We start from the raw sequence: 25,942 nt of genomic DNA on the forward strand, positions 1-25,942 counted from the left end.
GACGGCGGCGCGGAGTCCGGTCCCGCGGCGGCGTTCCACCGGGGGGCTACGGTGGCTCCCATGATTGACGTACGCCGCGGGGCCGACCGGTACGCGGGCGGGGATCCGGACGCCGGGATCACCACCGCGCACGCCTTCTCCTTCGGCGCCCACTACGATCCGGACAATCTGCGCTTCGGCCCGGTCCTGGCGTGCAACGAGGAGACGCTGGCCCCGGGCGCGGGCTTCGACGAGCACCCGCACAGCCACACCGAGATCGTGACCTGGGTCGTCGAGGGCGAGCTCACGCACAAGGGCAGCACCGGCGAGAACACGGTGGTCCGGCACGGCGACGTGCAGCACCTGGCCGCCGGATCCGGCGCCCGGCACATCGAGCGCAACGACGGCACGGTGGCGCTGCGCTTCGTGCAGACGTGGCTCGCGCCGTCGGCCGCCGGCGGGGAGCCCTCGTACGCGCTGGTCCGGCAGATCGCCGACGGCACCCCGTACGAGATCCCCGCGGCCGGCGCCGTCCTGCACGTGCGCAGGCCCGGCGCGGGCGAGCGGATCGCCCTGCCGGCGTCGGAGCGGGTCTACCTGCACGTGGTGCGCGGGGACCTGCGCCTGGACGGGGAGGAGCTCGGTCCCGGGGACGCGGCGCGGATCACCGGCGAAGAGGGCCTGGAGATCGTCGCCGGGTCCCCGGGCGAGCTGCTGATCTGGGAGCTGCCGTAGCGGGCGGCGGGCTCAGCGGCCGACGGGCTCGGCGGGCTCAGCGGGCGGCGGCGAGCTCGGCGAGGACCGCGTCGGTGAACGGGGGCCAGGCCTCCACGGCCCACGGGCCGAAGGCGCGGTCGGCCAGCGCCACGCACGCTGCGCCGGCGTCCGGGTCCACCCACAGGAAGGTGCCGGCCTGCCCGAAGTGCCCGAAGGTGCGCGGCGAGGAGGCGGCGCCCGTCCAGTGCGGGGACTTCCCGTCGCGGATCTCCAGGCCGAGCCCCCAGTCGTTGGGGGACTGGATCCCGTAGCCCGGAAGCACCCCCTTGAGCCCCGGGTGGACCACCGAGGTGGCCTCCACGACCGTGCGCGCGTCCAGCAGCCGCGGCGCCTGGAGCTCGGCGGCGAACCGGACGAGGTCGCAGACCGTCGAGACCCCGTCCTTGGCGGGCGAGCCGTCCAGCGTGGTCGACGCCATGCCGAGCGGCTCGAACACCGCCTGGTGCACGTAGTGCGCGAACGCGATGCCCGTCGCCTTGGTGATGTGGTCGCCCAGCACCTCGAAACCGGCGTTCGAGTACAGCCGGCGCGTACCGGGGGCGGCCATCGCGCGGTGCTCGTCGAAGGCCAGCCCGCTGGTGTGCGCGAGCAGGTGACGGACCGTCGAACCCTCGGGGCCGGCCGGCTCGTCCAGCTCGATCGCCCCCTCCTCGTACGCGACGAGCGCGGCGTACGCGGCCAGCGGCTTGGTCACCGACGCCAGCGCGAAGCGGTGGTCCAGGGGGCCGTGGGAGCCGGCCAGGCTCCCGTCGGCGCGCACCACGGCCGCCGCGGCGGTCGGTACCGGCCAGTTCTCGATGGTCCGCAGGCTCTGCAGGGTCTCCACGCTCTCCATGCGGCCGAGCCTACTTGCTTGGAGTGCACTCCAAGGTTTTAGCGTGGTCGCCATGAGCCTGACGGAGACGCGGTACACGATCAGCGAAGTCGAGGCCCGGACCGGTCTGACCCAGCACACGCTGCGCTGGTACGAGCGGATCGGCCTGATGCCGCACGTGGACCGCTCCCACTCGGGACAGCGCCGGTTCAGCGACAGGGACCTCCACTGGCTGGCCTTCGTGGGCAAGCTGCGCGCCACCGGGATGTCGGTGGCCGACATGGTCCGCTACGCCGAACTCGTGCGCGAGGGTGAGCACACCGTCGACCAGCGGCGCGAACTGCTGGAGCAGACGCGGCGCGAGGTGCGTGCGCGGATCACGGAGCTGAACGACGCGCTCGCCGTACTGGATTTCAAGATCGACATGTATGCCAAGGGCACGACCGCGGGGAAGGCGACACGACCATGACGCAGAACACCACCATCGAGCAGGTCGAACTCGGCAAGGGGGGCCCGCTGGTGGGCGTCCAGGGCCTCGGCTGCATGGGCATGAGCGAGTTCTACGGGGAGACCGACGAGGCGCGGGCCCGCGACACCCTGGAAGCGGCCCTCGCCACCGGGGTCACCCTCTTCGACACCGCGGACAGCTACGGGCGCGGGGCCAACGAGAAGTTCATCGCGCCGTTCGTGGCCGAGCACCGGGACGAGATCACCCTCGCCACCAAGTTCGGCATCGAGCGCACCGACGACCCGCAGCACCGCGGCATCCGCAACGACCGCGCGTACATCCGCCGGGCCGTGGAGGACAGCCTGCGCCGGCTCGGTACCGATGTGATCGACCTCTACTACATGCACCGGCGCGACCCGGCCGTGCCGTTCGCCGAGTCGGTGGGCACGATGGCCGAGCTGGTGCAGGAGGGCAAGGTGCGCCACCTGGGGCTCAGCGAGGTCACCGGTCCGGAACTGCGCGAGGCGTACGAGGTGCACCCGATCGCGGCGCTCCAGTCGGAGTGGTCGCTGTTCAGCCGGGACGTGGAGAACACGGCGGTGGGCGCGGCGGCGGAGCTGGGCGTGGCCTTCGTGCCGTACTCCCCGCTCGGGCGCGGCTTCCTGACCGGCTCGTTCGCGGACGCCTCGGCCGATCTGTCGGCGGCGGACTTCCGCCGCTTCCAGCCCCGGTTCACGGGCGACAACGCCAAGGCCAACGCGGCGCTGCTGGCGCCGGTGCGGGAGATCGCGCAGGCGCACGGGGCGACCCCGGCGCAGATCGCGCTGGCCTGGGTGCAGCAGCGGGCGCAGGTGCACGGGCTGACGGTGGTCCCGATCCCGGGCACCCGCAAGACCAACCGCCTCGCGGAGAACACCGCCGCGACGCGGATCACGCTCACGCCGGCGGAGCTCGCGCTGCTGGAGCCGATCGCCGGACAGGTCGCGGGCGACCGCTACCCGGACATGACCTGGACGTCCGCGGGCCGTGAGGGCTGATCCGCTCCGGCCGCGGCCATCGCCGGGGGGCCTCCCGGCGGTGGCCGCGCTCGTCGCCGGACGCGCCCCTCGGCTGCCGCGCTCGTCGGTGGCCGAGGGGCGGACCCCGGGTCTCAGGCCTCGGCGGCGAAGCGGTCGCGCAGTGCGGAGTACTCGGCGTCCGTGAGCAGGCCCGCGCCGTACAACTCGCCCAGGTGGTGCAGTCGTTCGTCCGTGCGGGCCGCCGGGACCGAGGCCACCGGGGCGCGGCCGCGCAGGGCGGCGAGGACGGCCGCCGCGAACGGCAGCGACTCGTGCACCGATCCGTACCCGACGGCGAACACCGCGGTCGCCAGGTCGTGGTCGGGCCGCGGATCCGCGGGCGCGTCCCGCAGCAGCAGACGCAGGTGGCCGCCCGGACGCTCCGGCGAGCTCCACTCGACGCCGGTCAGCGCGGTCAGCGGGTAACGCTGGTCGCCCGCCTTCCACTTGGTGCTCGTGGCCCCGGTGCGCGACCAGTGGAAGGTGACGGCCGAGCCGTCGAACCCGAGCCGTGCGTCGTACGCCTTCAGCTGGAGCGGCGGCTCCGGCACCCGGACGAGGAACCGCTGCGCCGGCTCGTCGGCCTCCGGGCCCAGCCGGGCCCGCACGGCGTCCGCGAACTCGGCGGCCTGCCCGGCCCGGTCGCCCGGCAGCACCAGCCGGTACGGATCGCAGACCTCCCGCAGCTGTCCCGCGGCGGCCTCCATCAGCGGATCCGCACCCGCCCGCGGCACGGCGCGCAGGACCACCGCGTCCCGTCTCCCCCCGGATCCGGACGCGCTCACGCTCACCCCCGACAACGCCTCGAAGGGGATGCGCCGCTCTCCGAGGGAGTGCAGGAGTCTCGGAGTCCTCGGCGTGCGTATCCCCCGTGCGTAGCGGATGAGCACCGAGTCCGAGTCGAACTCCCAGACGGCATGATTTCCGGCCAGTACGTCACCCATGCGGCACATGGTAAAGGGACGCACCCCCGCGCGTCCCCCTTGGTACGAAGCCCGTTTTCCAGGGCTCTACACGTGTCAGTCCCCGTCTGTCCCGGATATTCCGCGCCGGCAGGCATCGTCGCCGGTCGCGCAGGTGACGGAACCGAACGCACCGGTTCCGATTCTGGCGAAGTTGTCCAGGGATCCGGTACCTGGCTCGAAGTAGCCGGTGTGGAGCTTGGCCCCGGCCGAGGACAGCAGCCGCGACCCGAAGTCCGGCGACACCGGGTCCGCCCCGTGGCCGACCCCGCCGACCTCCAGGTGCGGTACGTCCGCGATCCAGTCCCCGGAGTCCCGCGTGGCCCACACCCGGGCCGAGGTGTGCAGGTCGGCCACGGACTGCGCGCGCATGCCCGGGCTGCCCGCCACCACCACGTCCGTCACCGACTCCGGCAGCGCGTGCGCGGCGACCCCGCACACCACCGATCCGTAGCTGTGGCAGAACAGCGCCACGCTCGCGTCCCCGGGCAGCCCCGCCGCCAGGGACTCCAGCCGTACGGCGCCGTCCACCGCCATCCGGCCGGTTGCCGCGTCCATGCCGACCCCGGTCGGCGCGGTGTACCCGGCCCAGGCGATGACCGCGGTCCGGCTGCCCGGGGCCTGCGCGCGCTGGGCCTCGTACAGCGACTGCGCCATGCCGACGGGGGCGATGAGGCGGCGCTGGGTGCGCTCGAAGGTGAGCACGTCGGTGTCGACCCCGGGGACGATCACCGAGATCCGCCCCGCCCGGTCGAGATCGCCGAAGACCTCGGCGACGCGCCCGCCGCCGGTCGGGTCGAAGGCGAGGATCTGCCGGTCCGGCTCGGCCAGGGACTCGAAGCGGTGGGCGCGCCGGCCGGCCGTGACGCGGTCGGCCGGGGTCAGGCTGACGTCCCGGCTGCGGGCCTCCTCCGCCCGCTGCGCCAGTTCCAGGCCGCGCAGGTTGGCCCGGTAGCGCAGGGCGGCGGGCGCCCCGTCGAGGTTGCCGACGACCAGGGGGTATCCCTCGGCGAGCCGGGCCCGCTGGGCTCCGTCGAGGCCGGCGAAGAACCGGGCCACCGTCCGGGCGGGGGCGTCGGCGGCCGGCAGCGGGCGCCCGTCGATCCGGGCCGAGGCCCAGGAGGCGAGGGCGGCGGTCCGCAGCGTGGTTCCGGCGTCGGGGCGGTGCACCGCGGTCCAGCCGGTGGTCGCCAGCATGATGAACACGACCGCCAGCGCGAGCAGGGTGCGCAGGGCGGCGGGGCGCGGGTCGGCGCCGAGGGCGGTGGAGGGGGCGAGGCCGGGCAGGTTCACTGCCACCAGCGTAGGAGACCGGATCCGGTCACGACGGCCAGGGTGACCGGGTTCACGGCCGGTCGTGCGCCCCTCGTACGGGCGTTCAGTGCCAGCGTGCTGCGAGCGCCGGGCCGATCTGGTCAAGGCAGGCCTCGGTCATCCGCCGGATCGAGGCCACGCTGGCGTCCCCGCCCTGGCCCCACAGTCGCCCGGTGACCCTCATCACCCCGGAGACCGCGGCCACCGCCACCCGAGGCCGCGGGTCCGCGTCCACGTCCAGTCCCTCGCGATCGGCGATCAGCAGGGCGATCCGCTCCTCCAGCTCCGCGGAGCGGCGCAGGTGCACGGCGAGCAGGGCCGGGGTGGACTCGATGAGCTGGTAGGTGCGCATGTAGAGATCGACCGGGACCACCTCGGAGAGGGCCTCGTCTAGGGTGTCCCAGGCGTCGAGCACCGCGCGGCGCAGGGCTTCGAGCGGGCCCTCGGAGACCGGCCGGGCGCGCAGGGCGGCGACGAAGTGCGACTCCACCAGGTCCTGGACGGCGAAGGCGACCTCCTCCTTGTTGGCGAAGTAGCGGAAGAAGGTGCGCTGGGAGACGTCCACGGCGTCGGTGATCTCGTCGACGGTGGTCTGCTCGTACCCCTGCGCGACGAAGAGGAGGAGGGCGGCGCGCAGCAGCGCGTCCCGGGTGCGCCGCTTCTTGCGTTCGCGCAGCCCGGGCGCCGGTACCGGGGCCGGCCGCTCGTCGGTCATCACGGAGAGGTGTCCTTTCCGCAGGCTCCGCCTGCCGAACCTGACGCTGAGTGAGCGGTCAGGGTACCTGTGACGGACCTGACAGCCACTGCCTCGTTAAGCCGTTTGTGAAGTGTCAGTCGCTGTCACTAGCCTGTTCGCATGACTGGTCAGATCACCCTCGCCAAGGAGTCGGGTCCGGCTCCGGCCCGCACCGGTTTGCGCGGCCACCCCTGGCTGACCCTCTTCGCCGTGGCGATCGGCGTCATGATGGTCACCCTCGACGGCACGATCGTCGCCGTCGCCAACCCCGCGATCCAGAAGGACCTCGGCGCCTCGCTCGCCGACGTGCAGTGGATCACCAACGGCTACCTGCTGGCCCTCGCGGTCTCGCTGATCACCGCCGGCAAGCTCGGCGACCGCTTCGGCCACCGCCAGACCTTCCTCATAGGCATCGCCGGCTTCGCCGCCGCCTCCGCGGCGATCGGCCTCTCGTCCGGCGTCCAGTACGTCATCGCCTTCCGGGTCGCGCAGGGCCTGTTCGGCGCGCTGCTGATGCCCGCCGCACTGGGCCTGCTGCGCGCCACCTTCCCCGCCGAGAAGCTCAACATGGCGATCGGCATCTGGGGCATGGTCATCGGCGCCTCGACCGCCGCCGGGCCCATCGTCGGCGGCCTGCTGGTGGAGAACGTCAGCTGGCAGTCCGTCTTCTTCATCAACGTGCCCGTCGGCATCATCGCGCTGGCCTTCGGCCTGTTCATCCTGGTCGACCACCGCGCCGAGAACGCCCCGAAGTCCTTCGACGCCGTCGGCATCCTGCTGCTGTCGGCGGCGATGTTCACCCTCATCTGGGCGCTGATCAAGGCCTCCGAGTGGGGCTGGGGAGACACCAAGACCCTGCTCTTCCTCGGCGTCTCGGTGCTCTGCTTCGTGCTCTTCGCCCTCTGGGAGTCGAAGGTCTCCGAGCCGCTGATCCCGCTCGGCATGTTCCGCTCGCTGCCGCTGTCCGCCGGCACCGTGCTCATGGTGCTGATGGCCTTCGCCTTCATGGGCGGCCTGTTCTTCGTCACCTTCTACCTGCAGAACGTGCACGGCATGAGCCCGGTCGACAGCGGTCTGCACCTGCTGCCGCTGACCGGCATGATGATCATCGGCTCGCCGCTGGCCGGCGCCGCCATCACCGCCGTCGGCCCGCGGATCCCGCTGGTCACGGGCATGGTCGCCACCGCCGTCGCCTGCTTCGGGATGTCCTCGCTGACCCCGGGCACCGGCACCCTGCAGATGTCGCTCTGGTTCGCCCTCCTCGGCGTCGGCCTCGCGCCCGTCATGGTCGGCGCCACCGAGGTGATCGTCGGCAACGCCCCGCTGGAGCTCTCCGGCGTGGCGGGCGGGCTCCAGCAGGCCGCCATGCAGGTCGGCGGCAGCCTCGGCACCGCCGTCCTCGGCGCGGTCATGGCCACCACCGTCGGCAACTCGTTCGGGGACAATTGGGCGCGGGCCCAGCTGCCGGCCCTCACCCCGGAGCAGATGGACCTCGCGGAGAAGGGGGTCCAGGTCGGCATCGCCCCGGTCCAGCCGGGAATCCCGGCCCCGATGGCCGAGTCGATCGCCAAGGTCGCGCACGACACCTTCGTCGACGGCATGAGCACCGCCTTCACCGTCGCCGGCTGCGTCGCGGTGCTCGCCGCGGTCGTCGCCTGCTTCACCAAGCGCGGCGAGAACGCTGCCGCGGGGGCGGGCGCGGCGCACATCTGAGCCGGGCCCGCCGCGGCCCCGCGACCGGCCCCGGGGGCGCGACCGCCCCTCCCGCGCGTCAACCGCGTACGCACGACAGCCCCGCCGGACGGTTCCGGCGGGGCTGTCGCCTATCCGGGTGGACCGGCCCCGGGCCCCTTCCGCCCGGCCGTCCGCGCAGGTCAGCGTGGTGTCCGAGGCGCTCGGGAACCGTCCGGGGCGCCGTCGTCCACAAGGAGTTGACCCGTCATGCGCACGAGTTCACCCGCACGCTCCACCACCGTCCTGGCCGCGACCGTCCTGGCCCTCGCCGCACTCATCCCGAGTACGGCGAGCGCCGCACACGCCGCCGGTCCGCCGCCGGGCAAGGCACCCGCCTGCGCCACCGGGCAGCTGTGCCTGTGGGCGAAGCCGGAGTTCAAGGGCACCCGTCAGGCCCACGAGCTGAGCACCCTGGACATCAACAGCTGTACGGCGCTGCCCGCCGGGACCAGCGCCCAGTCCCTGATCAACCGCATCGGACGGCCGGTGACCACCTACCAGTCGGCCGAATGCGCGGAAACCGGCGAGTTCCAGACCTATCCGGGGGACGGGGTCTGGCTGCCGGAATCCCCCTACCTGGTCCGCGCCTTCAAGGTGTGGGAGCGCTAGCGGCGACCGGAGCCGTCCCGGGCGCCGGGGCCGTCCCGGGCGCCTGGGCCGGCTCCTCGGCCCCCGCACCCGGGGCGGCCTGCGCGCCGAGCCGCCCGATCTCGGCGCGCAGCGCCCGTACTTCCGCGGTCAGTTCGGCGATCGCGGCGGTCTGCGCGCGCTCCACCTGGTCGTCGCGCTCGAACCGGGAGATGAACCAGGCCGCGATGTTGGCGGTCACCACACCCAGCAGCGCGATCCCCGACAGCATCAGTCCCACGGCGATGACCCGGCCGAGCCCGGTCGTGGGGGAGTGGTCCCCGTACCCGACGGTCGTCATCGTGGTGAAGCTCCACCACACCGCGTCGCCCAGGTTCTTGATGTTCCCCCTCGGGGCGTCCCGCTCCACGCTCAGCACGGCGAGGGAGCCGAACATCAGCAGCCCGACCACCGCCCCCGCGACGTACGTGGTCAGCCGGATCTGCGGGGCCATCCGGGCCCGCCGGCCCACCAGCAGCAGCGTGGAGACCAGCCGCAGCAGCCGCAGCGGTTGGAACATCGGCAGCAGCACCGCGCCCAGGTCCAGCCAGTGGGTCCGTACGAACGCCTTCTTCGCCGTCGACAGGCCCAGGCGCATCAGGTAGTCGGCGGCGAAGGCGCCCCACACCACCCACTCGGTGACCGAGCACGCCCGGTGCACGGACGCGTCCGCGTCGGGCACGACGATCGGCACGGCGTAGGCGAGGGCGAAGGCGAGGGCGAGCACGAGCAGCGGGGTCTGGCTCCGCCGCTCCCACCGCAGCTGGCGGGAGGGTTCCTTCATACGAAGCATCGTAAGGAACGGGTAAAGCAGAAGGGGGCGGCGCGGTGCGGCAGGGCCCCGGCGCAGTGCCGCGGCGTCCCGCGCAGGGCCGCAGACGGCCGGGGCAACGGCAGCGGGCCGGGGCGCACACCCGCACGCCCCGGCCCGCCGTCATCCGGCCCGTCCGCCCCCGTGAGGCGTTACGCGTCGCCGCCCGCGGCGCCCGGGTCGGCCGCCGCCACGTCCAGCAGCCGGTACCGGTCCACCGCCTGCTTCAGCGCGGAACGGTCGATCTTGCCCTCCTTGGCCAGCTCGGTCAGCACCGCCAGCACCACCGACTGCGCGTCGATGTGGAAGAAGCGCCGGGCCGCACCGCGCGTGTCCGCGAAGCCGAAGCCGTCCGCGCCCAGCGAGGTGTACGCGCCGGGCACCCAGCGCGAGATCTGGTCCGGGACGGACCGCATCCAGTCCGAGACCGCCACGAACGGCCCCTCGGCACCCGACAGCTTCCGGGTCACGTACGGGACGCGCTGCTCCTCCTCCGGGTGGAGCAGGTTGTGCTCCTCCACCTCGACGGCCTCGCGGCGCAGTTCGTTCCAGGAGGTCGCCGACCAGACGTCCGCCCGGACGTTCCACTCCTCGGCCAGGATCCGCTGGGCCTCCAGCGCCCACGGCACCGCCACGCCCGAGGCCATGATCTGCGCGCCGATGGCGCCCGCGGAGCCCGCGGACACCCGGTGGATGCCCTTGAGGATGCCGTCGACGTCGACGTCGGCCGGCTCGGCCGGGTGCTGGATCGGCTCGTTGTAGACGGTCAGGTAATAGAAGACGTCCTCGGCCTCGGGGCCGTACATGCGGCGCAGGCCGTCCTGGACGATGTGGGCGATCTCGTACCCGTACGCCGGGTCGTAGGCCACACAGCCCGGGTTCGTCGAGGCCAGCAGCTGCGAGTGACCGTCGGCGTGCTGGAGGCCCTCACCCGTCAGGGTGGTCCGGCCGGCGGTCGCGCCCAGGACGAAACCGCGCGCCAGCTGGTCGGCCATCTGCCAGAACTGGTCACCCGTGCGCTGGAAACCGAACATCGAGTAGAAGACGTAGACCGGGATGAGCGGCTCGCCGTGCGTCGCGTACGCCGAACCCGCGGCGATCAGCGAGGCCGTGCAGCCCGCCTCCGAAATGCCGTCGTGCAGCATCTGGCCGGTCGGGGACTCCTTGTACGCGAGCAGCAGGTCGCGGTCGACCGCCTCGTACTGCTGGCCCAGCGGGTTGTAGATCTTGGCGCTCGGGAAGAACGCGTCCATGCCGAAGGTGCGGTACTCGTCCGGGGCGATCAGCACGAACCGCTTGCCGATCTCCTTGTCCCGCATCAGGTCCTTCAGGATGCGCACGAACGCCATGGTCGTGGCGATCGACTGCTGGCCCGAGCCCTTCTTCGCCGCGGCGTACGCCTTGTCGTCCGGCAGCTGCAGCGGCTTCGCGCGCACCACGCGGGTCGGCACGTAGCCGCCCAGCGAGCTGCGCCGGTCGTGCATGTACTGGATCTCCGGCGAGCCCTTGCCCGGGTGGTAGTACGGCGGGGCGCCGCCTTCCAGCTGCGCGTCCGTGATCGGGATGTGCAGGCGGTCGCGGAAGCGCTTGAGGTCGTCGACCGTCAGCTTCTTCATCTGGTGCGTCGCGTTGCGGCCCTCGAAGTTCGGACCGAGGGTCCAGCCCTTGACCGTCTGCGCCAGGATCACCGTCGGCTGGCCCTTGTGCGCCTTGGCCGCCGCGTACGCCGCGTAGATCTTCTTGTGGTCGTGGCCGCCGCGGCCCAGGTGCAGCAGCTGCTGGTCGCTCATGTTCTCGACCATCGCCCGCAGCCGCTGGTCGTCGCCGAAGAAGTGGTCGCGGATGTACGCGCCCGTCTCGGTCGCGTACGTCTGGAACTGGCCGTCCGGCGTCGAGTTCATCCGGTTGACCAGGATGCCGTCGCGGTCCTGCGCCAGCAGCGGGTCCCAGGAGCGGTCCCAGATCAGCTTGATGACGTTCCAGCCGGCGCCGCGGAACTGCGACTCCAGCTCCTGGATGATCTTGCCGTTGCCGCGCACCGGTCCGTCGAGCCGCTGGAGGTTGCAGTTCACGACGAAGGTCAGGTTGTCCAGGCCCTCGCGGGCGGCGATCGACAGCTGGCCGAGCGACTCCGGCTCGTCCATCTCGCCGTCTCCGAGATACGCCCAAACGTGTGACTTCGAGGTGTCGGCGATCCCGCGCGCCTCCATGTACCGGTTCATCCGGGCCTGGTAGATCGCACCGAGCGGGCCGAGGCCCATCGAGACGGTCGGGAACTCCCAGAAGTCCGGCATCAGCCGCGGGTGCGGGTAGCTGGACAGGCCGTAGGGGGCCTTCGACTTCTCCTGCCGGAACGCGTCGAGCTGCTGCTCGGAGAGCCGGTCCAGGAGGTAGGCGCGGGCGTAGATGCCGGGGGAGGCGTGCCCCTGGAAGAAGATCTGGTCGCCGCCGTCGCCCTCGTCCTTGCCCCGGAAGAAGTGGTTGAAGCCCACGTCGTAGAGGGAGGCGGAGGAGGCGAACGTGGCGATGTGGCCGCCGACGCCGATCCCCGGACGCTGGGCGCGCGAGACCATGACGGCCGCGTTCCACCTGGTGGCGTTCAGGACCTTGCGCTCGATCTCCTCGTTGCCGGGGAAGAACGGCTCGTCCTTGGTGGCGATCGTGTTGACGTAGTCCGTGCTGCGCATCTCGGGCACGGCCACGCGCTTCTCGCGGGCCCGCTCGATCAGCCGCAGCATCAGATAGCGGGCGCGCTCACGGCCCCGCTCGTCGACGGCTGCGTCCAGGGAGTCGAGCCACTCCTGCGTCTCCTCCGGATCGAAGTCCGGGACCTGGCTCGGCAGGCCGCCAATGATGATCGGATTGCGATCGGATGCGGAAGCCACGCTGTTCCTTCGCTGTCAGGGGAGTCGTGCCATGGGGTTTCGCCGCCTCCCATCGTCTTACGCTCGGTTCGAATCGTCACCCGTACCACTGGGTAATCACTGGAGTTCGCGGCGATTCGCGCGCCGTGAGCGTCAGGTCCGGCCGAAGAGCCACCCTACGCTCAGGAAGATCGGCGGGCCCGGAGGGGCGTTCGTCCCTCAAACAGGTAGGAAAGCCGCCGAGCGGCGCCGATGATGCCGAATGAGCTGGAATGGTGTGGGATGAATCACCAGAGGTCCCCGCGGGAAGGCTGAAAGTTGCGGCGAGACGGCCGTAATCGTCACCGTTTCGACGGTCTCGGCGGCCGGGTACTTGCGCGATCCGCCGCGCCCGTGTGGACTACGCCCAATGCTGCGCGTACGCGCGCCGCCCAAGACATTCACCGAACATGAGCAGGAGGCACCCCGTGAGCGCGACCGCGGACCACGCGGAGAGCCTGGCCGCCCGGCTGGGTTTCCAGTCCGAACAGGTGGTCCAGGAGATCGGCTACGACGACGACGTCGATCAGGAATTCCGTGACGCCGTCGAGAAGCTCGTCACCGAGCTCGCAGACGAGGACTACGACGACGTCGCCGACGCGGTGCTGTTGTGGTTCCGCGACGAGGACGGCGATCTGACGGACGCCCTGGTCGATGCGACCGAGCTGGTCGAGGACGGCGCACTGATCCTGCTGCTGACCCCCAAGACGGGCCGCGACGGCTACGTCGAGGCCAGCGACATCAGCGAGGCGGCCGAGACCGCCGGCCTCTCGCTTGCCAAGGGCCTGCCCGTCGGCAAGGAGTGGACCTCCACCAAGCTGGTGACGCCGAAGGCCGCCAAGGCCAAGCGCTGAGCCGTTCCCCGCAGCCAAGCGGACAGGCACCCCGCCCGCCGGAATCCTTCCGGTCGGCGGGGTGCCTGCGTTCAGGGGCCCTGGTCCGCCTAGGCTGGACCCACCCGAACAGCCCAACGCAGGGATGCGGGAACGAAGGGATGCGAGAGATGGCGATCGAGGTCGGCAGCAAGGCCCCGGACTTCGAGCTCAAGGACAACCACGGCGCCACCGTGCGGCTCTCAGACTTCCGCGGCGAGAAGGCCGTGGTGCTGCTCTTCTACCCGTTCGCCTTCACCGGCGTGTGCACCGGCGAGCTGTGCGAGCTGCGCGACCAGCTGCCGCGCTTCCAGAACGACGACGTGCAGCTCCTCGCGGTCTCCAACGACTCCGTCCCGACCCTGCGCGTCTTCGGCGAGCAGGAGAACCTCGACTACCCGCTGCTCTCGGACTTCTGGCCGCACGGCGAGACCTCCCGCGCGTACGGCGTCTTCGACGAGGAGAAGGGCTGCGCGGTGCGCGGCACCTTCATCATCGACAAGGACGGCACCGTGCGCTGGACCGTCGTCAACGGGCTGCCCGACGCGCGTGACCTGAACGAGTACATCAAGGCCCTCGACAGTCTCTGAGAAGCCTCGCCACACCCCGGAGAGATCCCGGCAGCCCCGGAATCCGTCCTACCGCGGCGCAATCGCCGCACTTCGGGCCGGTTCCGGGAACTGTTCACCGGGAAAGACGCCGTGAGGCGGGAACCCGTCACTAGGATCGAAGCGTTGATCCCGGTAGAAACCGCACGACGGGGCGCCGCCCCACACATGAACCCAATGGAGGACCCGTGGGAGTCAGCCTCAGCAAGGGCGGAAACGTCTCGCTGACCAAGGCCGCGCCGAATCTGACGGCGGTCATCGTCGGTCTGGGCTGGGATGCTCGCACCACCACCGGGGTCGACTTCGACCTCGACGCCAGCGCGATCCTGACCAACGACCAGGGCAAGGTCGCCAACGACTCGAACTTCGTGTTCTTCAACAACCTGAAGAGCCCGGACGGCTCGGTCGAGCACACCGGTGACAACACCACCGGTGAGGGCGAGGGCGACGACGAGGCGATCAAGGTGAACCTGGCCGGAGTCCCGGCCGATGTCGCCAAGATCGTCTTCCCGGTCTCGATCTACGAGGCCGAGAGCCGCCAGCAGAGCTTCGGCCAGGTCCGCAACGCGTACATCCGCGTCGTGAACCAGGCCGACAACAGCGAGCTCGCCCGCTACGACCTCTCCGAGGACGCCTCGACCGAGACCGCCATGGTCTTCGGCGAGCTGTACCGCAACGGAGCGGAGTGGAAGTTCCGCGCCATCGGCCAGGGCTACGCCTCCGGCCTGCGCGGCATCGCCCAGGACTTCGGCGTCAACGTCTGAGCCTGCCAGCAGTCACCCGTCCGGCGCCGTGCACTGTGTGTACGGCGCCGGACGCGCTTTGCGGCGGGGCGCCCCGGGGGCGCACCGCCGAGCTTCACCGGCGGCCCGCCACGCGGGGCGCGCCGCGATCACCACGTCGTCCGGGGAGGACCACAACATGGGCGTCACACTCGCCAAGGGGGGCAACGTTTCCCTCTCCAAGGCCGCACCGAACCTCACCCGGGTCCTGGTCGGTCTCGGATGGGACGCGCGCTCGACCACGGGGGCCGATTTCGACCTCGACGCCAGCGCGCTGCTGTGCCGCGACGGCCGGGTCCTGGGAGACGCGTACTTCGTCTTCTACAACAACCTGAAGAGCCCCGAGGGCTCCGTCGAACACACGGGGGACAACCTCACCGGCGAGGGTGAGGGCGATGACGAGTCGATCATCATCGACCTGACCAAGGTGCCCGTCGAGGTCGACAAGATCGTCTTTCCGGTCTCGATCCACGAGGCGGAGGCCCGCCGGCAGAGCTTCGGCCAGGTCAGCAATGCCTTCATCCGCGTGGTCAACGACTCGGACGGCCAGGAACTGGCCCGCTACGACCTCACCGAGGACGCCTCCAACGAGACCGCGATGATCTTCGGCGAGGTCTACCGGTACGGGGGTGAATGGAAGTTCCGGGCCGTGGGGCAGGGGTACGCGTCGGGGCTCCGGGGCATCGCTCTAGACTTCGGGGTCAACGTTTCGTAAAGCCGTACAAGACGATGGGGTGCCAGTGGTTCTCAAAACCTTCGGCTGGTCGTTCGCAGTCACTGCGCTCGGTCTGGCCGCAGCGGTGTTCTACGGGGGGTGGACCGGATTCGGGATCGTCGCGATCCTGTCCATCCTTGAGATCTCGCTGTCCTTCGACAACGCGGTGGTCAACGCCGGAATCCTGAAGAAGATGAGTGCCTTCTGGCAGAAGATCTTCCTCACGGTCGGCGTGCTCATCGCCGTGTTCGGCATGCGCCTGGTCTTCCCCGTCGTGATCGTCGCCATCACCGCGGGCATCGGTCCCGTCGAGGCCGTCGACCTGGCGCTGAACGACAAGGACATGTACCAGCAGCTGGTCACGGACGCCCACCCGGCGATCGCTGCCTTCGGCGGCATGTTCCTGTTGATGATCTTCCTCGACTTCATCTTCGAGGACCGGGACATCAAGTGGCTCGCGTGGCTGGAACGTCCGCTCGCCAAGCTGGGCAAGATCGACATGCTGTCGGCGTGCATCGCGCTGATCGCCCTGCTGATCACGTCCATGACCTTCGCCGCCAACGCCCACCAGCACGGCGGGGCCCACGTGGACAAGGCGCAGACCGTCCTGGTCTCCGGCATCGCCGGCCTGATCACGTACATGATCGTGGGCGGTCTCTCCGGCTACTTCGAGAACCGGCTCGAAGAAGAGGAGGAGGCCGAGCACGAGGCCGAGGAAGAGGCCAAGAAGAGCGGCAAGCCCGTCTCGGCCGTCGTCATGGCCGGCAAGGCCGCCTTCTTCATGTTCCTCTACCTCGAAGTCCTCGACGCCTCCTTCTCCTTCGACGGGGTCATCGGCGCCTTCGCCATCACCAACGACATCGTGCTGATGGCCCTCGGCCTCGGCATCGGCGCCATGTACGTCCGGTCACTCACGGTCTACCTGGTCCGCCAGGGCACCCTCGACGACTACGTCTACCTGGAGCACGGCGCGCACTACGCCATCGGCGCGCTCGCGGTGATCCTGCTCGTCACCATCCAGTACGAGATCCACGAGGTCATCACCGGCCTCGTGGGCGTGGTGCTCATCGCCTGGTCGTTCTGGTCCTCGGTGCGCCGCAACAAGCGCTTGGAACGGGAGGGTTCCACAGCCGAGGCATGATCGCGGCGGTAATGCGGAACGCTCCAACTACGGGGCGGCCGGGCGGGTCTGCGGACTGCCGGGCCGCCCCGTCCGCGTAGGCCGCCCCGCCTACACAGAATGAGGGGGGACAGGGGAATGGGAATCTTCGAAGGCTTCTTCGACGGGATCAGGGGCAGCCGCGCCCTGCAGTTCGACTCGGGCAGCGGCTCGGCGGCGATCGAGCTGACCAAGCGGCATCCGACGGTGTCGCTCAGCAAACAGGGCGCCGTCCACGGAAACCTGCGCGTCAACCTGTCCTGGCGGATGCGCAGCTCGGACATAGGGGGCCGGGGCGGCGGCGAGGGCGGCAGGTTCCTGCGCCATCCGTTCAAGCTGTTCAAGCCGGACATGGTGCAGGCGCACACCCAGGGCATGGTCAACGTCGACCTCGACCTCGGCTGCCTCTACGAGCTGGCCGACGGGAGCCGGGGAGTCGTCCAGCCGCTCGGCAACCTGCACGGCGACATCAACAGCCCGCCGTACGTGAAGCTCAGCGGCGACGACCGGTTCGGGGCGCCGTCGGGGGAGACGGTCTTCGTCAACCTCGACCACGCCGACGAGATCAAGCGGCTGCTGGTGTTCGTGTACATCTACGACCAGACCCCGGCCTTCGACCGGACGCACGCCATGATCACCCTCTACCCCATGAACGGGCCGCGGATCGAGATCCCGCTGGAGGAGCGGCAGCCGCAGGCCCGCTCCTGCGCGGTGCTCTCCATCGAGCACGTCAGGGGCGAGCTGATCGTGCGGCGCGAGGTGAAGTTCGTGTACGGGTTCCAGGCCGAGCTGGACCGGCTCTACGGATGGGGCCTGCAGTGGGGGCGGGGCTACAAGAGCACCAAGGCCTGACCGGGGGCCGCGCCCCCGGCCGGCCGAGGCCCGCGCGTCAGCGGCGGATGAACTGCGGGCCCTGCACCGGCAGCCGGAACGCCGGGTCGCCGCCCGCGACCGGCAGCGGGGGCGGGGAGACCGGCTGGGGGTACCCGTACGCGGGCTGCGCGGCCGGCGGGGCCTGCGTCACCGGCGCCGCCTGCTGCGGGACGGGCCGGACCGGCGGGGCCGGCGGGCCCATCAGGGCCGTCTGCTCGTCGGTCGCCCCGGCGGCAGCAGCAGCGGCCCCCGATGCCTCCTCGGCGGCGTTCTCGTCCACGGAGATCCCGTGGTCGGTCGCCAGGCCGACGAGCCCGTTCGAATAGCCCTCGCCCAGCGCGCGGAACTTCCACCCGTCGCCGCGGCGGTACAGCTCCCCGCAGATCAGCGCCGTCTCGGCGCCGGTCTCGGGGCGCACGTCGAAGAAGGCCAGCGGCTCGGAGGCGCCGGTCGCCGTGGCGTCGTACAGCAGGATCCGCAGGTCCCTGACCTGCTGGAACGGCACGTCCTCGGCCGAGGCGACCACGAGGACCCGGTCCACCACCGAGGGCACCGCCCGCAGGTCCGCCTGCACGGCGTCGGTGATCCCCTCGCCGACCTGCTTCTTGCCGAGCCGCCAGACGGCCCCCGAGGGGTGGCGGGGCTGGTTGTAGAACACGAAGTCCTCGTCCGAGCGCACGCGCCCGTCCGGGCCCACGAGCAGCGCCGAGGCATCGACGTCCGGCACCTCGGGGCCGCCGGTCCAGCGCAGCACCGCCCGGACCGCCACGGCGGTCACCGGGATGTTCGAGCCCTTCTGCATCGCGTGCGTCATGCCCGTCATCCTGCCCTCCCGGGGCGGCACGGAACAACGCGGCCCCCCGCAGAGCCTTGTCCCGGACGAAAGAGCTGGGCATGGTGCAAGAGGGTTACCTGAACTTCATGTGCTTGAGGAACTCTTGACTCACGTTCGTACGTACTATTACCGGCCACGCCACTGGGGCGCCGAGGCAGTACGAGGGAAGCGCATGCGTCACTTCGGGCACATATCACCCACCGTCCGCAAGGACCTCTTCCACCAGGAGCCGGCGGAGTTCACCGCCGATTCCCCCGCCCGTATTCTCGCCGCCGCCCTCGGAGCCACCCTCTACAGTCCCGCCACCCGCCCCCACCTCGCCGCGGACGTCCACAAGCAGGCCGCCCGCGGGGTCGTCTCCATGGTCCTCTGCCTGGAGGATTCGATCAGCGACGCCGAGGTCGCCGACGCCGAGGAGAACCTGGTCCGGCAGTTCGCCGCCCTCGACTCCGACGGCGGGGAGCTCCCGCTCCTGTTCATCCGGGTCCGCACCCCCGAGCAGATACCCGACCTCGTGCACCGTCTCGGCGGCTCCGCGCGCAGACTGGCCGGATTCGTACTCCCCAAGTTCACCGAGAGTCGCGGAACCGCCTTCCTCGACGCCGTCGCCCAGGCCGAGGCGGCCGGTGGACGGCAGCCGCTGTATGCCATGCCCGTCCTGGAGACCCCCGACCTCCTCCACCTCGAAACCCGCGTCGAGGCCCTCGCCGGCATCTCCCGCACCGTGAACCGGTACCGCGACCGGGTCCTCGCCCTGCGCCTGGGCGTCACCGACTTCTGCTCGGTCTACGGACTGCGCCGCACCCCCGACATGACCGCCTACGACGTGCAGATCGTCGCCGGGGTCATCGCCGACGTGGTGAACGTGCTCAGCCGCGCCGACGGCACCGGCTTCACCGTCACCGGACCCGTCTGGGAGTACTTCCGCCACCAGCAGCGCCTCTTCAAGCCCCAGCTGCGCCGCAGCCCCTTCCTCCAGGAAGGCGTCGAGGAACTGCGCACCACCCTCATCGAGCACGACCTCGACGGGCTCCTGCGCGAGGTCGAACTCGACCGGGCCAACGGACTCCTCGGCAAGACCTGCATCCACCCCGCCCACGTCACGCCCGTCCACGCGCTGTCGGTCGTCTCCCACGAGGAGTTCAGCGACGCCCAGGACATCCTGCGCCCCGAGCGCGGCGGCGGCGGAGTCATGCGTTCCGCCTACACGAACAAGATGAACGAAGTGAAGCCCCACCGGGCCTGGGCGGAGCGCACCATGCTGCGCGCCGAGGTCTTCGGCGTGGCGAAGGAGGAGGTCGGCTTCGTCGACCTGCTGACGGCCGGGCTCCAGCTGTGAGCTCGCCCTCGAACACGGAGAGAGGCAAGAAGATCGACGCGGTGTGGTCGGGAACGTGGGTGGCCGAGCGGCTGGGCGTACGCCTGGAGGAGGCCGGCGGCCCCGGATCGCCGCGGCTGGACGAACTGCTCGGGCTCGCCCTGCGGCGCAATCCGAAACGCGCCCACCTGCTGGTCTCGCAGGTGCTCGGCAAACACGTCCCGCGGTCCCCGCAGGCCGTCTACGCCGCCGGGCACGGGCTGGGCGAGCGGGTGCGGGCCCTGCTGGGCGAGGAGACCGCCGCCACGGCGGTGGTCCTGGGGTACGCGGAGACGGCGACCGGGCTCGGGCACTGCGTGGCCGACGGGCTCGGCGCCGCCCCCTACCTGCACTCCACCCGCCGCCCCGTGCCCGGTGTCGAGCCGGCCGGCGGGTTCGAGGAGGCCCACTCGCACGCCACCTCGCACCTGCTGCTGCCGCAGGACCCGGAGCTGCTGGCCGGGAGCGGCCCGCTGGTCCTCGTCGACGACGAGTTCTCCACCGGCAACACGGTCCTGAACACCATCCGCGACCTGCACGCCCGTCACCCCCGCGACCACTACGTGGTCGTCGCCCTCGTCGACATGCGCTCCCCGGCCGACCGCGAGCGGCTCACCGCCTTCGCCGCCGAGATCGGCGCGCGCGTCGACCTGATCGCGCTCGCCTCCGGGACGGTGCACCTGCCCGAGGGGGTCCTGGCCAAGGGGCAGGCGCTGGTCGAGGAGTACGAACGCGGGGGCGCGGGCGGCCCGGCTGCGGCTCCCGCCGCGGCTGGGGCCAGTACCTCCGCGGCCCGTGCCTCCGCCGCTGCGGCCAGTACCTCCGCGGCCCGTGCCTCCGCCGCGCGGGTCGAGCTGGACTGGCCCGCCGGGGTCCCGGACGGCGGCCGGCACGGGTTCACCCCCGAGCACCGCGCCCGGCTCGAAGCCGCCCTGCCCGCCCTGGCCCGGCAGCTCGCCGACGCGATCGGAGCCGGGGCCGGGCGGGTCCTCGTACTCGGCAACGAAGAGCTGATGTACGCCCCGCTGCGCCTCGCGCGGGCCCTGGAGGAGTCCGGGGCCGCGGCCGAGGTGCGGTTCTCCACCACCACGCGCTCCCCGGTGCTCGCCGTCGACGACCCCGGCTACGCCATCCGCTCCCGGATCGTCTTCCCCGCCCACGACTCACCCGCCGACGGGCCCGGCGACCGGTACGCCTACAACGTCGCCGGCGCCGGCTTCGACACCGTCGTCGCCGTCGTCGACAGCCACGGCGACACCCCCGCGCTGCACGCACCCGACGGACTCCTCGCCCGCCTGGCCCCGCACGCGGGCCGGGTCCTGCTCGCGCTGGTCCCCTCGTACCGGCCCCACATCTCCCCCGACCGGCAGGAGCCGATCATGCCCGAGCCGTCGCTCCTGCCCGAGCCGCTGCGCGGACCGGCCTTCTCCTCGTACGCCCCGCAGGACTGCGGCTGGCTCCTCCAGGACCTCTCCGGCGTGGCGCTGGAGGCCCCGACCGAGGAGCGCGAGGAGGCCATCCAGGCGGGCGGCGCGCACTACGCCGAGTCGCTGCCCGTCGAGTACCAGCCGTCCCCGCAGTACCAGGAGCTCTACCGCAGCGCGCTGACCGCCTCCGCGGCCCGGATGGCCCGGGCCGTCGGCACCGTCACCGAGACCGTCCTGGCCGAACGGTCCCCCTCCCCGGTCCTCGTCTCACTGGCCCGCGCCGGCACCCCCGTGGGTGTCCTGATGCGCCGCTGGGCCCAGGCCCGGCACGGCCTGGACCTGCCGCACTACGCCGTCTCCATCGTGCGCGGCCGCGGCATCGACCCCAACGCGCTGCGCTGGCTGGCCGCCCACCACGACCCCGCCGACGTCGTCTTCGTGGACGGCTGGACGGGCAAGGGGGCCATCACGCGGGAGCTGGCGGCGGCCCTTCGCGAGTTCCCGGGGTTCGACCCGGAGATCGTCGTCCTCGCCGACCCCGGTTCCTGCGTGTCCACGTACGGCACCCGGGAGGACTTCCTGATCCCCTCCGCCTGCCTCAATTCCACCGTTTCCGGGCTGATCTCGCGTACGGTCCTCAGGTCCGACCTGGTCGGGCCCGCCGACTTCCACGGCGCGAAGTTCTACCGCGAACTCGCCGGAGCCGATGTCTCCACCGGCTTCATCGACACCGTCGCCGCCCGCTTCGAGGAGGTGGCCGAGGCCGTCGACGCCGAGGTCAAGGAGCTCCTCGCCGCGGACCGCACTCCCACCTGGGAGGGCTGGGCGGCCGTCGAGCGGATCAGCGAGGAGTACGGCATCCACGACGTGAACCTGGTCAAGCCCGGCGTCGGCGAGACGACGCGGGTGCTGCTGCGCCGCGTGCCGTGGAAGATCCTCGCGCAGCGCGGCGCCGGCGCCGACCTGGACCACGTCCGGCTGCTCGCCGAGCAGCGGGGCGTACCGGTCGAAGAGGTCGACGACCTGCCCTACACCTGCGTAGGACTCATCCACCCCCGCTTCACGCGCGGCGCGACCGGCGCCGACGGAAAGGCCGTGACCTCCAAGTGACTGTCCTGGTAGCCAGTGATCTCGACCGCACGCTCATCTACTCGACGGCCGCGCTCGGCCTGACCATGCCCGATCCGGTGGCCCCGCGGCTGCTGTGCGTGGAGGTGCACGAGAGCAAGCCGCTGTCGTACATGACGGAGACGGCGGCGGCGCTGCTGACCGGGCTGGCGGCCGATCCCGCGGTGGTCTTCGTCCCGACGACGACCCGTACGCGCAAGCAGTACCAGCGCATCCGCTTCCCCGGGCGGCCGGCTCCGTACGCGATCTGCGCCAACGGCGGGCAGCTGCTGGTGGACGGGGTCGCCGACCGGGACTGGCGGCGCCGGGTGGCGACGCGGCTGGCGCAGGAGTGCGCTCCGCTGGAGGAGGTGCACGCGCACCTGCTGGCGACGGCCGACGAGGCGTGGCTGCGCAAGGCGCGCATCGCGGAGGACCTGTTCACGTACCTGGTCGTCGAGCGCGCCCTGGTCCCGGACGAGTGGGTCAAGGCGCTGACGGAGTGGGCCGAGGCGCGGGGCTGGACCGTCTCCCTCCAGGGCCGCAAGATCTACGCCGTGCCGAGGCCGCTGACCAAGAGCGCGGCGATGCGCGAGGTGGCCGACCGTACGGGCGCGACCACGACGCTGGCGGCGGGCGACTCGCTGCTCGACGCGGACCTGCTGCTGGCGGCGGACGCGGCCTGGCGGCCGGGGCACGGGGAGCTGGCGGACGCGGCCTGGACGGCACCGAACGTCACGGCCCTGGCCGCGGCGGGCGTGCTGGCGGGCGAGGAGATCGTACGGGCCTTCGCGGCGGCGGTGGCTGCCGAGTCCGGCCGCTAGAGGGTGTCTTCAGGGCGTCTTCCGGATCGGGGCGGAGTCGGCACACTGGGCGCATGACCAAGGGCAACAGCACAAAGATCACCGACGAGCTGTACCGCTACATGCTCGACCACAACCCCCCGCTGGACGAGGTCCAGCGGGGGCTGGTGGCGAAGACGTACGAGAAGTTCCCGGACGTCGCCGGCATGCAGTCGGCGGAGGAGCAGGGGCCGCTGCTGGCCTTCCTGGTCCGGCTGACCGGCGCCCGCCACATCGTCGAGGTCGGCACCTTCACCGGGTTCTCGACCCTGTCGATGGCGCAGGCGCTGCCGGCGGACGGCCTGATCGTCGCCTGCGACGTCTCGCGGGAGTGGACGGCGTACGGGCGCGAGGCCTGGGAGGCGGCGGGCGTCGCCGACCGCATCGACCTGCGGATCGCCCCGGCGCTGGACACGCTGCGCGCCATGCCGCGGGAGCCGCACGTCGACATGGCCTACGTGGACGCCGACAAGGAGAGCCAGATCGCGTACTGGGAGGAGCTCGTTCCGCGGCTGCGCCCGGGCGGGCTGATCGTCACGGACAACACCCTGTTCCACGGCTCCGTCCTGGACGAGGCCGCCACGGGCGCCGCGGCGGGAGTCCGCGCCTACAACGAGCACGTCGCGGCGGACACCCGCATGGAGTCGGTCCTGCTGGCGATCTCGGACGGCCTGACCCTGTCGCGCAAGCGCACCCCGACGAGCTAGCAGCAGCCGCCACCACCGCAGCAGCCCCCGCCGGACGGGGCGGGGGCGCTGCTGGTCCCGCCCACGGCGACGGCGGAGAGCAGCTTCACGGTGTCGGCGTGGCCGGCCGGGCAGTCGGCGGGAGCGGAGGACTCGGCCATGGGCCGGCTGACCTCGAAGGTGTCTTCGCAGGTGCGGCAGCGGAATTCGTAACGGGGCATGGCCCCAGGCTACCGACAGGGGGAAGGACGGGAAGCCGGGAAGACGGGAAGGGACGAGGGCAATCCGAGGAGCCGGGCGTCGGGACGCCGGGACGCCGGGAAGACGGCTCAGACGCCGTGGCCGACCCGGGCGGCGGCCCGTGCGGCGGCCCGTGCGGCCCGGTCCTCGCGGGCGGCCTGCTCGGGATTGCGCGCCCGCCAGTACGGGTTGTCGTGCGGCAGGGCGCTGCCCACCCGCCCGTACATCCCGAACCACATCAGCATCACGCCGACGACGAAGCTGAACAGCACGTTCTGGATCTTGAAGGCCAGGAAGTTCAGGCCGGTGTCCAGCAGGGCCAGGTTCACGAACCCGCTGATGATGAAGGCGATCCCGAGCACGATGTTGAGGGTGGAGGCGAAGTTCCCGCCGATCACCATCCCGGCGAAGAGAAGCAGCCCGATGCAGATCGACAGCACGCTCAGCGCGCCGTTGGTGTTCAGCGCGAGCACCGTGGCGCCGCCGGTGTCGAAGAACCCGATCCGGTCGATCAGCCCCAGGACCCCGAAGACGACCAGCAGCAGCCCCATCAGGCCCGCGCCCACCCGGTACACCTGGCTGAGCTTGTGGTCGGTGGGCAGGTGCTCGTCGAGCCGCGTGTTGACGGGGCGCGCGACGCGGCGCACCAGGTACGGCACGTGCGGTGCGGGCAGCTCGATCGGGCCGTGGGACACGTACGGGGCGTAGTGGTCGTGCGCCTCGTGGCACCCGTAGGCCGCGTGCGGCGCGCTCACGGGGGGTGCGGTCGTTCGGGGTGCGGTCGTGCGGGGTGCGCCGGGCGCACGCGAGGTGTTCGAAACATGGGCAGCCATCACGCCCTCCTCTTCCAACCCCTCCAGCATCCGCCCCGGGACCCGCCGCGACAAACGCGCGCCCCGGCCGCAGCGCCCCACGCCCTGGCGCGCCGCCGGGCGCGGGCTCAGCCGGTGCCCCGCCCGCCGCGGATGTCGGAGACGACCCGGGCCACGTCCCGCCGCACCTGCTCCATCTCCTGGAGAAAGTGCCAGTAGTCGGGATGGCGCTCCTCCAGCGCGGCGAGCGCACGCTCCATCCGGGCCACCGACTCGTCCAGCGGCCGTGCGTGCCGCGGGTCGGGCACGCTGCGGCCCTCCATCGCCAGCCGCTGCGCGTCCCGGATCGCGAACCGGGTCCGCTGCACCTCCGCCTGCGGGTCCCGTGCCACCGCCTCCAGCCGCGACAGCCGCTCCTGCGCCGCCGACACCGCCTCGTCGGTGGCGTCCAGCGCACCGCGGACCGACTCGATCAGCGCCGCGACATCCGCCCAGCGCTGCTCCTCACGGGCCCGCGCGGCCTCCCTCAGCTGGTCCTCGGCGCGCGCCACGTCCCGTGCGGCCTGCTCCGGCACGTGCTGGAGGTCCTGCCAGCACGCGGCACTGAACCGCCGGCGCAGCTCGCTCAGGACCGGATCCACCCGGTCCGCCCGGTTGCGCAGGGCCTGCGCCCGGGTCCGCAGGCTCACCAGACGCCGGTCGATCTCCGCGGCCCGCTCGGGGAGCCGCGCCACCTCGGCCCGTATGGCCTCCGCGTCCCGCAGGATCCGGTCCGCGCGCTGGACGGTCTCCTGTACGCCGTGCTGCGCGGCGCCCTGGTTCAGCAGGGTCAGCTCGGGCCCGAGCGCGGCGAGGCGCGCCGCGAACTCGTCGGCCCGCATCCCCTTGCCGCGTACGTCGTCCAGCGCCGTGCTCGCGGCGAGCAGCGCGGCCCGGGCCCGCTCCCGCGCGGGCGCCACCCGCGCCAACTGCGTCTCGGCCTTGTCCAGCAGCGGCTGCAGCCCCTGCGCGAACCGGTCCAGCTCGCCCTTGACCCGTACGAGCTCGTCGCGCGCCCGCGTCAGCTGCTCCCGCGCCCGCGCGGCGACGGACCCCTCGAGGTCGACGCGATCGAGGTCATGGGCGTCCACGGCCTCGATGTACACGTGGCTGACCTGGTCGATGCGCTGCCCGAGCGCGGCGAACCCCTCCCCGGCCTGCCGGGCCGCGGGCGACCCGTCGGCGGCCGCAATGGTCTCCAAGGAGATCCGCAGGTCCCGCTGCGCGGTGTCCAGCTCGTAGAACGCGGCCGCGGCGGCATCCTTCGCCGCCTGCGCGTCCGCCCGCCGACTCTCGTCCCGCCCGCCGAACCACCGCCGGGATGCCGTCGTCACAATCCCTCTCCCGTACCGCCTCCGCCATGCCCCGGTCCATTCTCTCCCACGGATACGGGTTTGCGTCGGGGGTGCGCCTGCCATGTAGGCT

Annotated in this window: 25 protein-coding genes; 15 read left to right on the top strand and 10 right to left on the bottom strand. The window is 71.8% G+C overall.

Annotated features, from left to right (window positions below; genetic code table 11):
* Positions 1-60: 60 nt before the first annotated feature.
* Complete coding sequence (locus ACS04_RS33795; RefSeq protein WP_048480678.1) at positions 61-714, top strand: pirin family protein; 654 nt, start codon at positions 61-63, stop codon at positions 712-714.
* Between the two features lie 37 nt (positions 715-751).
* Here ACS04_RS33795 and ACS04_RS33800 read toward each other — a convergent pair whose 3' ends face one another.
* Complete coding sequence (locus ACS04_RS33800) at positions 752-1,573, bottom strand: serine hydrolase domain-containing protein (RefSeq protein ID WP_048480719.1); 822 nt, start codon at positions 1,571-1,573, stop codon at positions 752-754.
* Between the two features lie 70 nt (positions 1,574-1,643).
* Here ACS04_RS33800 and ACS04_RS33805 point away from each other — a divergent pair, with 70 nt between their 5' ends.
* Both ACS04_RS33805 and ACS04_RS33810 read left to right on the top strand, forming a co-directional pair.
* Positions 1,644-2,039, top strand: a complete 396-nt coding sequence (locus ACS04_RS33805; protein ID WP_245236684.1) for a MerR family transcriptional regulator — start codon at positions 1,644-1,646, stop codon at positions 2,037-2,039.
* Complete coding sequence (locus tag ACS04_RS33810; RefSeq protein WP_048480680.1) at positions 2,036-3,055, top strand: aldo/keto reductase; 1,020 nt, start codon at positions 2,036-2,038, stop codon at positions 3,053-3,055. The genes ACS04_RS33805 and ACS04_RS33810 overlap by 4 nt, the downstream gene beginning before the upstream one ends.
* A gap of 113 nt (positions 3,056-3,168) precedes the next feature.
* Here ACS04_RS33810 and ACS04_RS33815 read toward each other — a convergent pair whose 3' ends face one another.
* The 3 genes from ACS04_RS33815 to ACS04_RS33825 form a co-directional block, all read right to left on the bottom strand.
* Positions 3,169-4,029, bottom strand: coding sequence for a DUF4429 domain-containing protein (locus ACS04_RS33815; protein ID WP_048480681.1), 861 nt, complete (start codon positions 4,027-4,029; stop codon positions 3,169-3,171).
* Between the two features lie 66 nt (positions 4,030-4,095).
* The gene (locus tag ACS04_RS33820) at positions 4,096-5,325 is read right to left on the bottom strand and encodes an alpha/beta hydrolase (protein WP_245236689.1); all 1,230 of its coding nucleotides are present in this window, start codon (positions 5,323-5,325) and stop codon (positions 4,096-4,098) included.
* Between the two features lie 91 nt (positions 5,326-5,416).
* Entirely contained in the window at positions 5,417-6,067 is a 651-nt protein-coding gene (locus tag ACS04_RS33825) for a TetR/AcrR family transcriptional regulator (protein ID WP_048480682.1), read from the bottom strand.
* Positions 6,068-6,208: 141 nt separating this feature from the next.
* Between ACS04_RS33825 and ACS04_RS33830 the strand changes: the two genes are divergently transcribed.
* Positions 6,209-7,801, top strand: a complete 1,593-nt coding sequence (locus tag ACS04_RS33830) for an MFS transporter (RefSeq protein WP_048480683.1) — start codon at positions 6,209-6,211, stop codon at positions 7,799-7,801.
* A 228-nt stretch (positions 7,802-8,029) separates the two neighbouring features.
* On the top strand, positions 8,030-8,431 hold the full coding sequence (locus tag ACS04_RS33835) for a peptidase inhibitor family I36 protein (RefSeq protein WP_048480684.1): 402 nt from the start codon (positions 8,030-8,032) through the stop codon (positions 8,429-8,431).
* Here ACS04_RS33835 and ACS04_RS33840 read toward each other — a convergent pair.
* Entirely contained in the window at positions 8,412-9,233 is an 822-nt protein-coding gene (locus ACS04_RS33840) for a potassium channel family protein (RefSeq protein ID WP_048480685.1), read from the bottom strand. The genes ACS04_RS33835 and ACS04_RS33840 overlap by 20 nt on opposite strands.
* A gap of 179 nt (positions 9,234-9,412) precedes the next feature.
* Positions 9,413-12,145, bottom strand: coding sequence for a pyruvate dehydrogenase (acetyl-transferring), homodimeric type (gene aceE / locus ACS04_RS33845; RefSeq protein WP_048480686.1), 2,733 nt, complete (start codon positions 12,143-12,145; stop codon positions 9,413-9,415).
* A 446-nt stretch (positions 12,146-12,591) separates the two neighbouring features.
* On the opposite strand from aceE, the gene ACS04_RS33850 reads away from it, so the two are divergent.
* The 6 genes from ACS04_RS33850 to ACS04_RS33875 all read left to right on the top strand — a co-directional run bounded on the left by ACS04_RS33850 (position 12,592) and on the right by ACS04_RS33875 (position 17,151).
* Complete coding sequence (locus tag ACS04_RS33850; RefSeq protein ID WP_030869022.1) at positions 12,592-13,017, top strand: DUF3052 domain-containing protein; 426 nt, start codon at positions 12,592-12,594, stop codon at positions 13,015-13,017.
* A gap of 149 nt (positions 13,018-13,166) precedes the next feature.
* Positions 13,167-13,625 carry a peroxiredoxin gene (locus ACS04_RS33855; RefSeq protein ID WP_048480687.1) on the top strand — a complete coding sequence of 153 codons (459 nt, stop codon included), beginning with the start codon at positions 13,167-13,169 and terminating at the stop codon, positions 13,623-13,625.
* A 206-nt stretch (positions 13,626-13,831) separates the two neighbouring features.
* On the top strand, positions 13,832-14,407 hold the full coding sequence (locus ACS04_RS33860; protein WP_030160471.1) for a TerD family protein: 576 nt from the start codon (positions 13,832-13,834) through the stop codon (positions 14,405-14,407).
* 157 nt (positions 14,408-14,564) lie between these two features.
* Complete coding sequence (locus tag ACS04_RS33865; RefSeq protein WP_048480688.1) at positions 14,565-15,140, top strand: TerD family protein; 576 nt, start codon at positions 14,565-14,567, stop codon at positions 15,138-15,140.
* A 25-nt stretch (positions 15,141-15,165) separates the two neighbouring features.
* On the top strand, positions 15,166-16,281 hold the full coding sequence (locus tag ACS04_RS33870; RefSeq protein ID WP_048480689.1) for a DUF475 domain-containing protein: 1,116 nt from the start codon (positions 15,166-15,168) through the stop codon (positions 16,279-16,281).
* 117 nt (positions 16,282-16,398) lie between these two features.
* Positions 16,399-17,151, top strand: a complete 753-nt coding sequence (locus ACS04_RS33875; protein WP_048480690.1) for a TerD family protein — start codon at positions 16,399-16,401, stop codon at positions 17,149-17,151.
* Between the two features lie 37 nt (positions 17,152-17,188).
* On the opposite strand, the gene ACS04_RS33880 is transcribed toward ACS04_RS33875, so the two are convergent.
* Complete coding sequence (locus ACS04_RS33880) at positions 17,189-17,986, bottom strand: TerD family protein (protein WP_048480721.1); 798 nt, start codon at positions 17,984-17,986, stop codon at positions 17,189-17,191.
* A gap of 193 nt (positions 17,987-18,179) precedes the next feature.
* Between ACS04_RS33880 and ACS04_RS33885 the strand changes: the two genes are divergently transcribed.
* The 4 genes from ACS04_RS33885 to ACS04_RS33900 are packed head-to-tail and all read left to right on the top strand — an operon-like array spanning position 18,180 to position 23,447.
* On the top strand, positions 18,180-19,346 hold the full coding sequence (locus ACS04_RS33885) for an HpcH/HpaI aldolase/citrate lyase family protein (protein ID WP_048480691.1): 1,167 nt from the start codon (positions 18,180-18,182) through the stop codon (positions 19,344-19,346).
* Complete coding sequence (locus ACS04_RS33890) at positions 19,343-21,901, top strand: phosphoribosyltransferase (protein ID WP_245236685.1); 2,559 nt, start codon at positions 19,343-19,345, stop codon at positions 21,899-21,901. The genes ACS04_RS33885 and ACS04_RS33890 overlap by 4 nt, the downstream gene beginning before the upstream one ends.
* Complete coding sequence (locus ACS04_RS33895; RefSeq protein WP_048480692.1) at positions 21,898-22,722, top strand: HAD family hydrolase; 825 nt, start codon at positions 21,898-21,900, stop codon at positions 22,720-22,722. Before ACS04_RS33890 ends, ACS04_RS33895 begins: the two co-directional genes overlap by 4 nt.
* Before the next feature lie 53 nt (positions 22,723-22,775).
* On the top strand, positions 22,776-23,447 hold the full coding sequence (locus ACS04_RS33900; protein WP_048480693.1) for an O-methyltransferase: 672 nt from the start codon (positions 22,776-22,778) through the stop codon (positions 23,445-23,447).
* Here ACS04_RS33900 and ACS04_RS33905 read toward each other — a convergent pair.
* The 3 genes from ACS04_RS33905 to ACS04_RS33915 all read right to left on the bottom strand — a co-directional run bounded on the left by ACS04_RS33905 (position 23,444) and on the right by ACS04_RS33915 (position 25,851).
* Positions 23,444-23,647, bottom strand: coding sequence for an FmdB family zinc ribbon protein (locus tag ACS04_RS33905; protein ID WP_030160452.1), 204 nt, complete (start codon positions 23,645-23,647; stop codon positions 23,444-23,446). The genes ACS04_RS33900 and ACS04_RS33905 overlap by 4 nt on opposite strands.
* Positions 23,648-23,755: 108 nt before the next feature.
* The gene (locus tag ACS04_RS33910) at positions 23,756-24,499 is read right to left on the bottom strand and encodes a DUF4383 domain-containing protein (protein WP_078865629.1); all 744 of its coding nucleotides are present in this window, start codon (positions 24,497-24,499) and stop codon (positions 23,756-23,758) included.
* Positions 24,500-24,606: 107 nt separating this feature from the next.
* Positions 24,607-25,851, bottom strand: coding sequence for a hypothetical protein (locus tag ACS04_RS33915; RefSeq protein ID WP_245236686.1), 1,245 nt, complete (start codon positions 25,849-25,851; stop codon positions 24,607-24,609).
* Positions 25,852-25,942: the final 91 nt, after the last annotated feature.

This window comes from Streptomyces roseus, assembly GCF_001044425.1.
GTDB lineage: Bacteria > Actinomycetota > Actinomycetes > Streptomycetales > Streptomycetaceae > Streptomyces > Streptomyces roseus.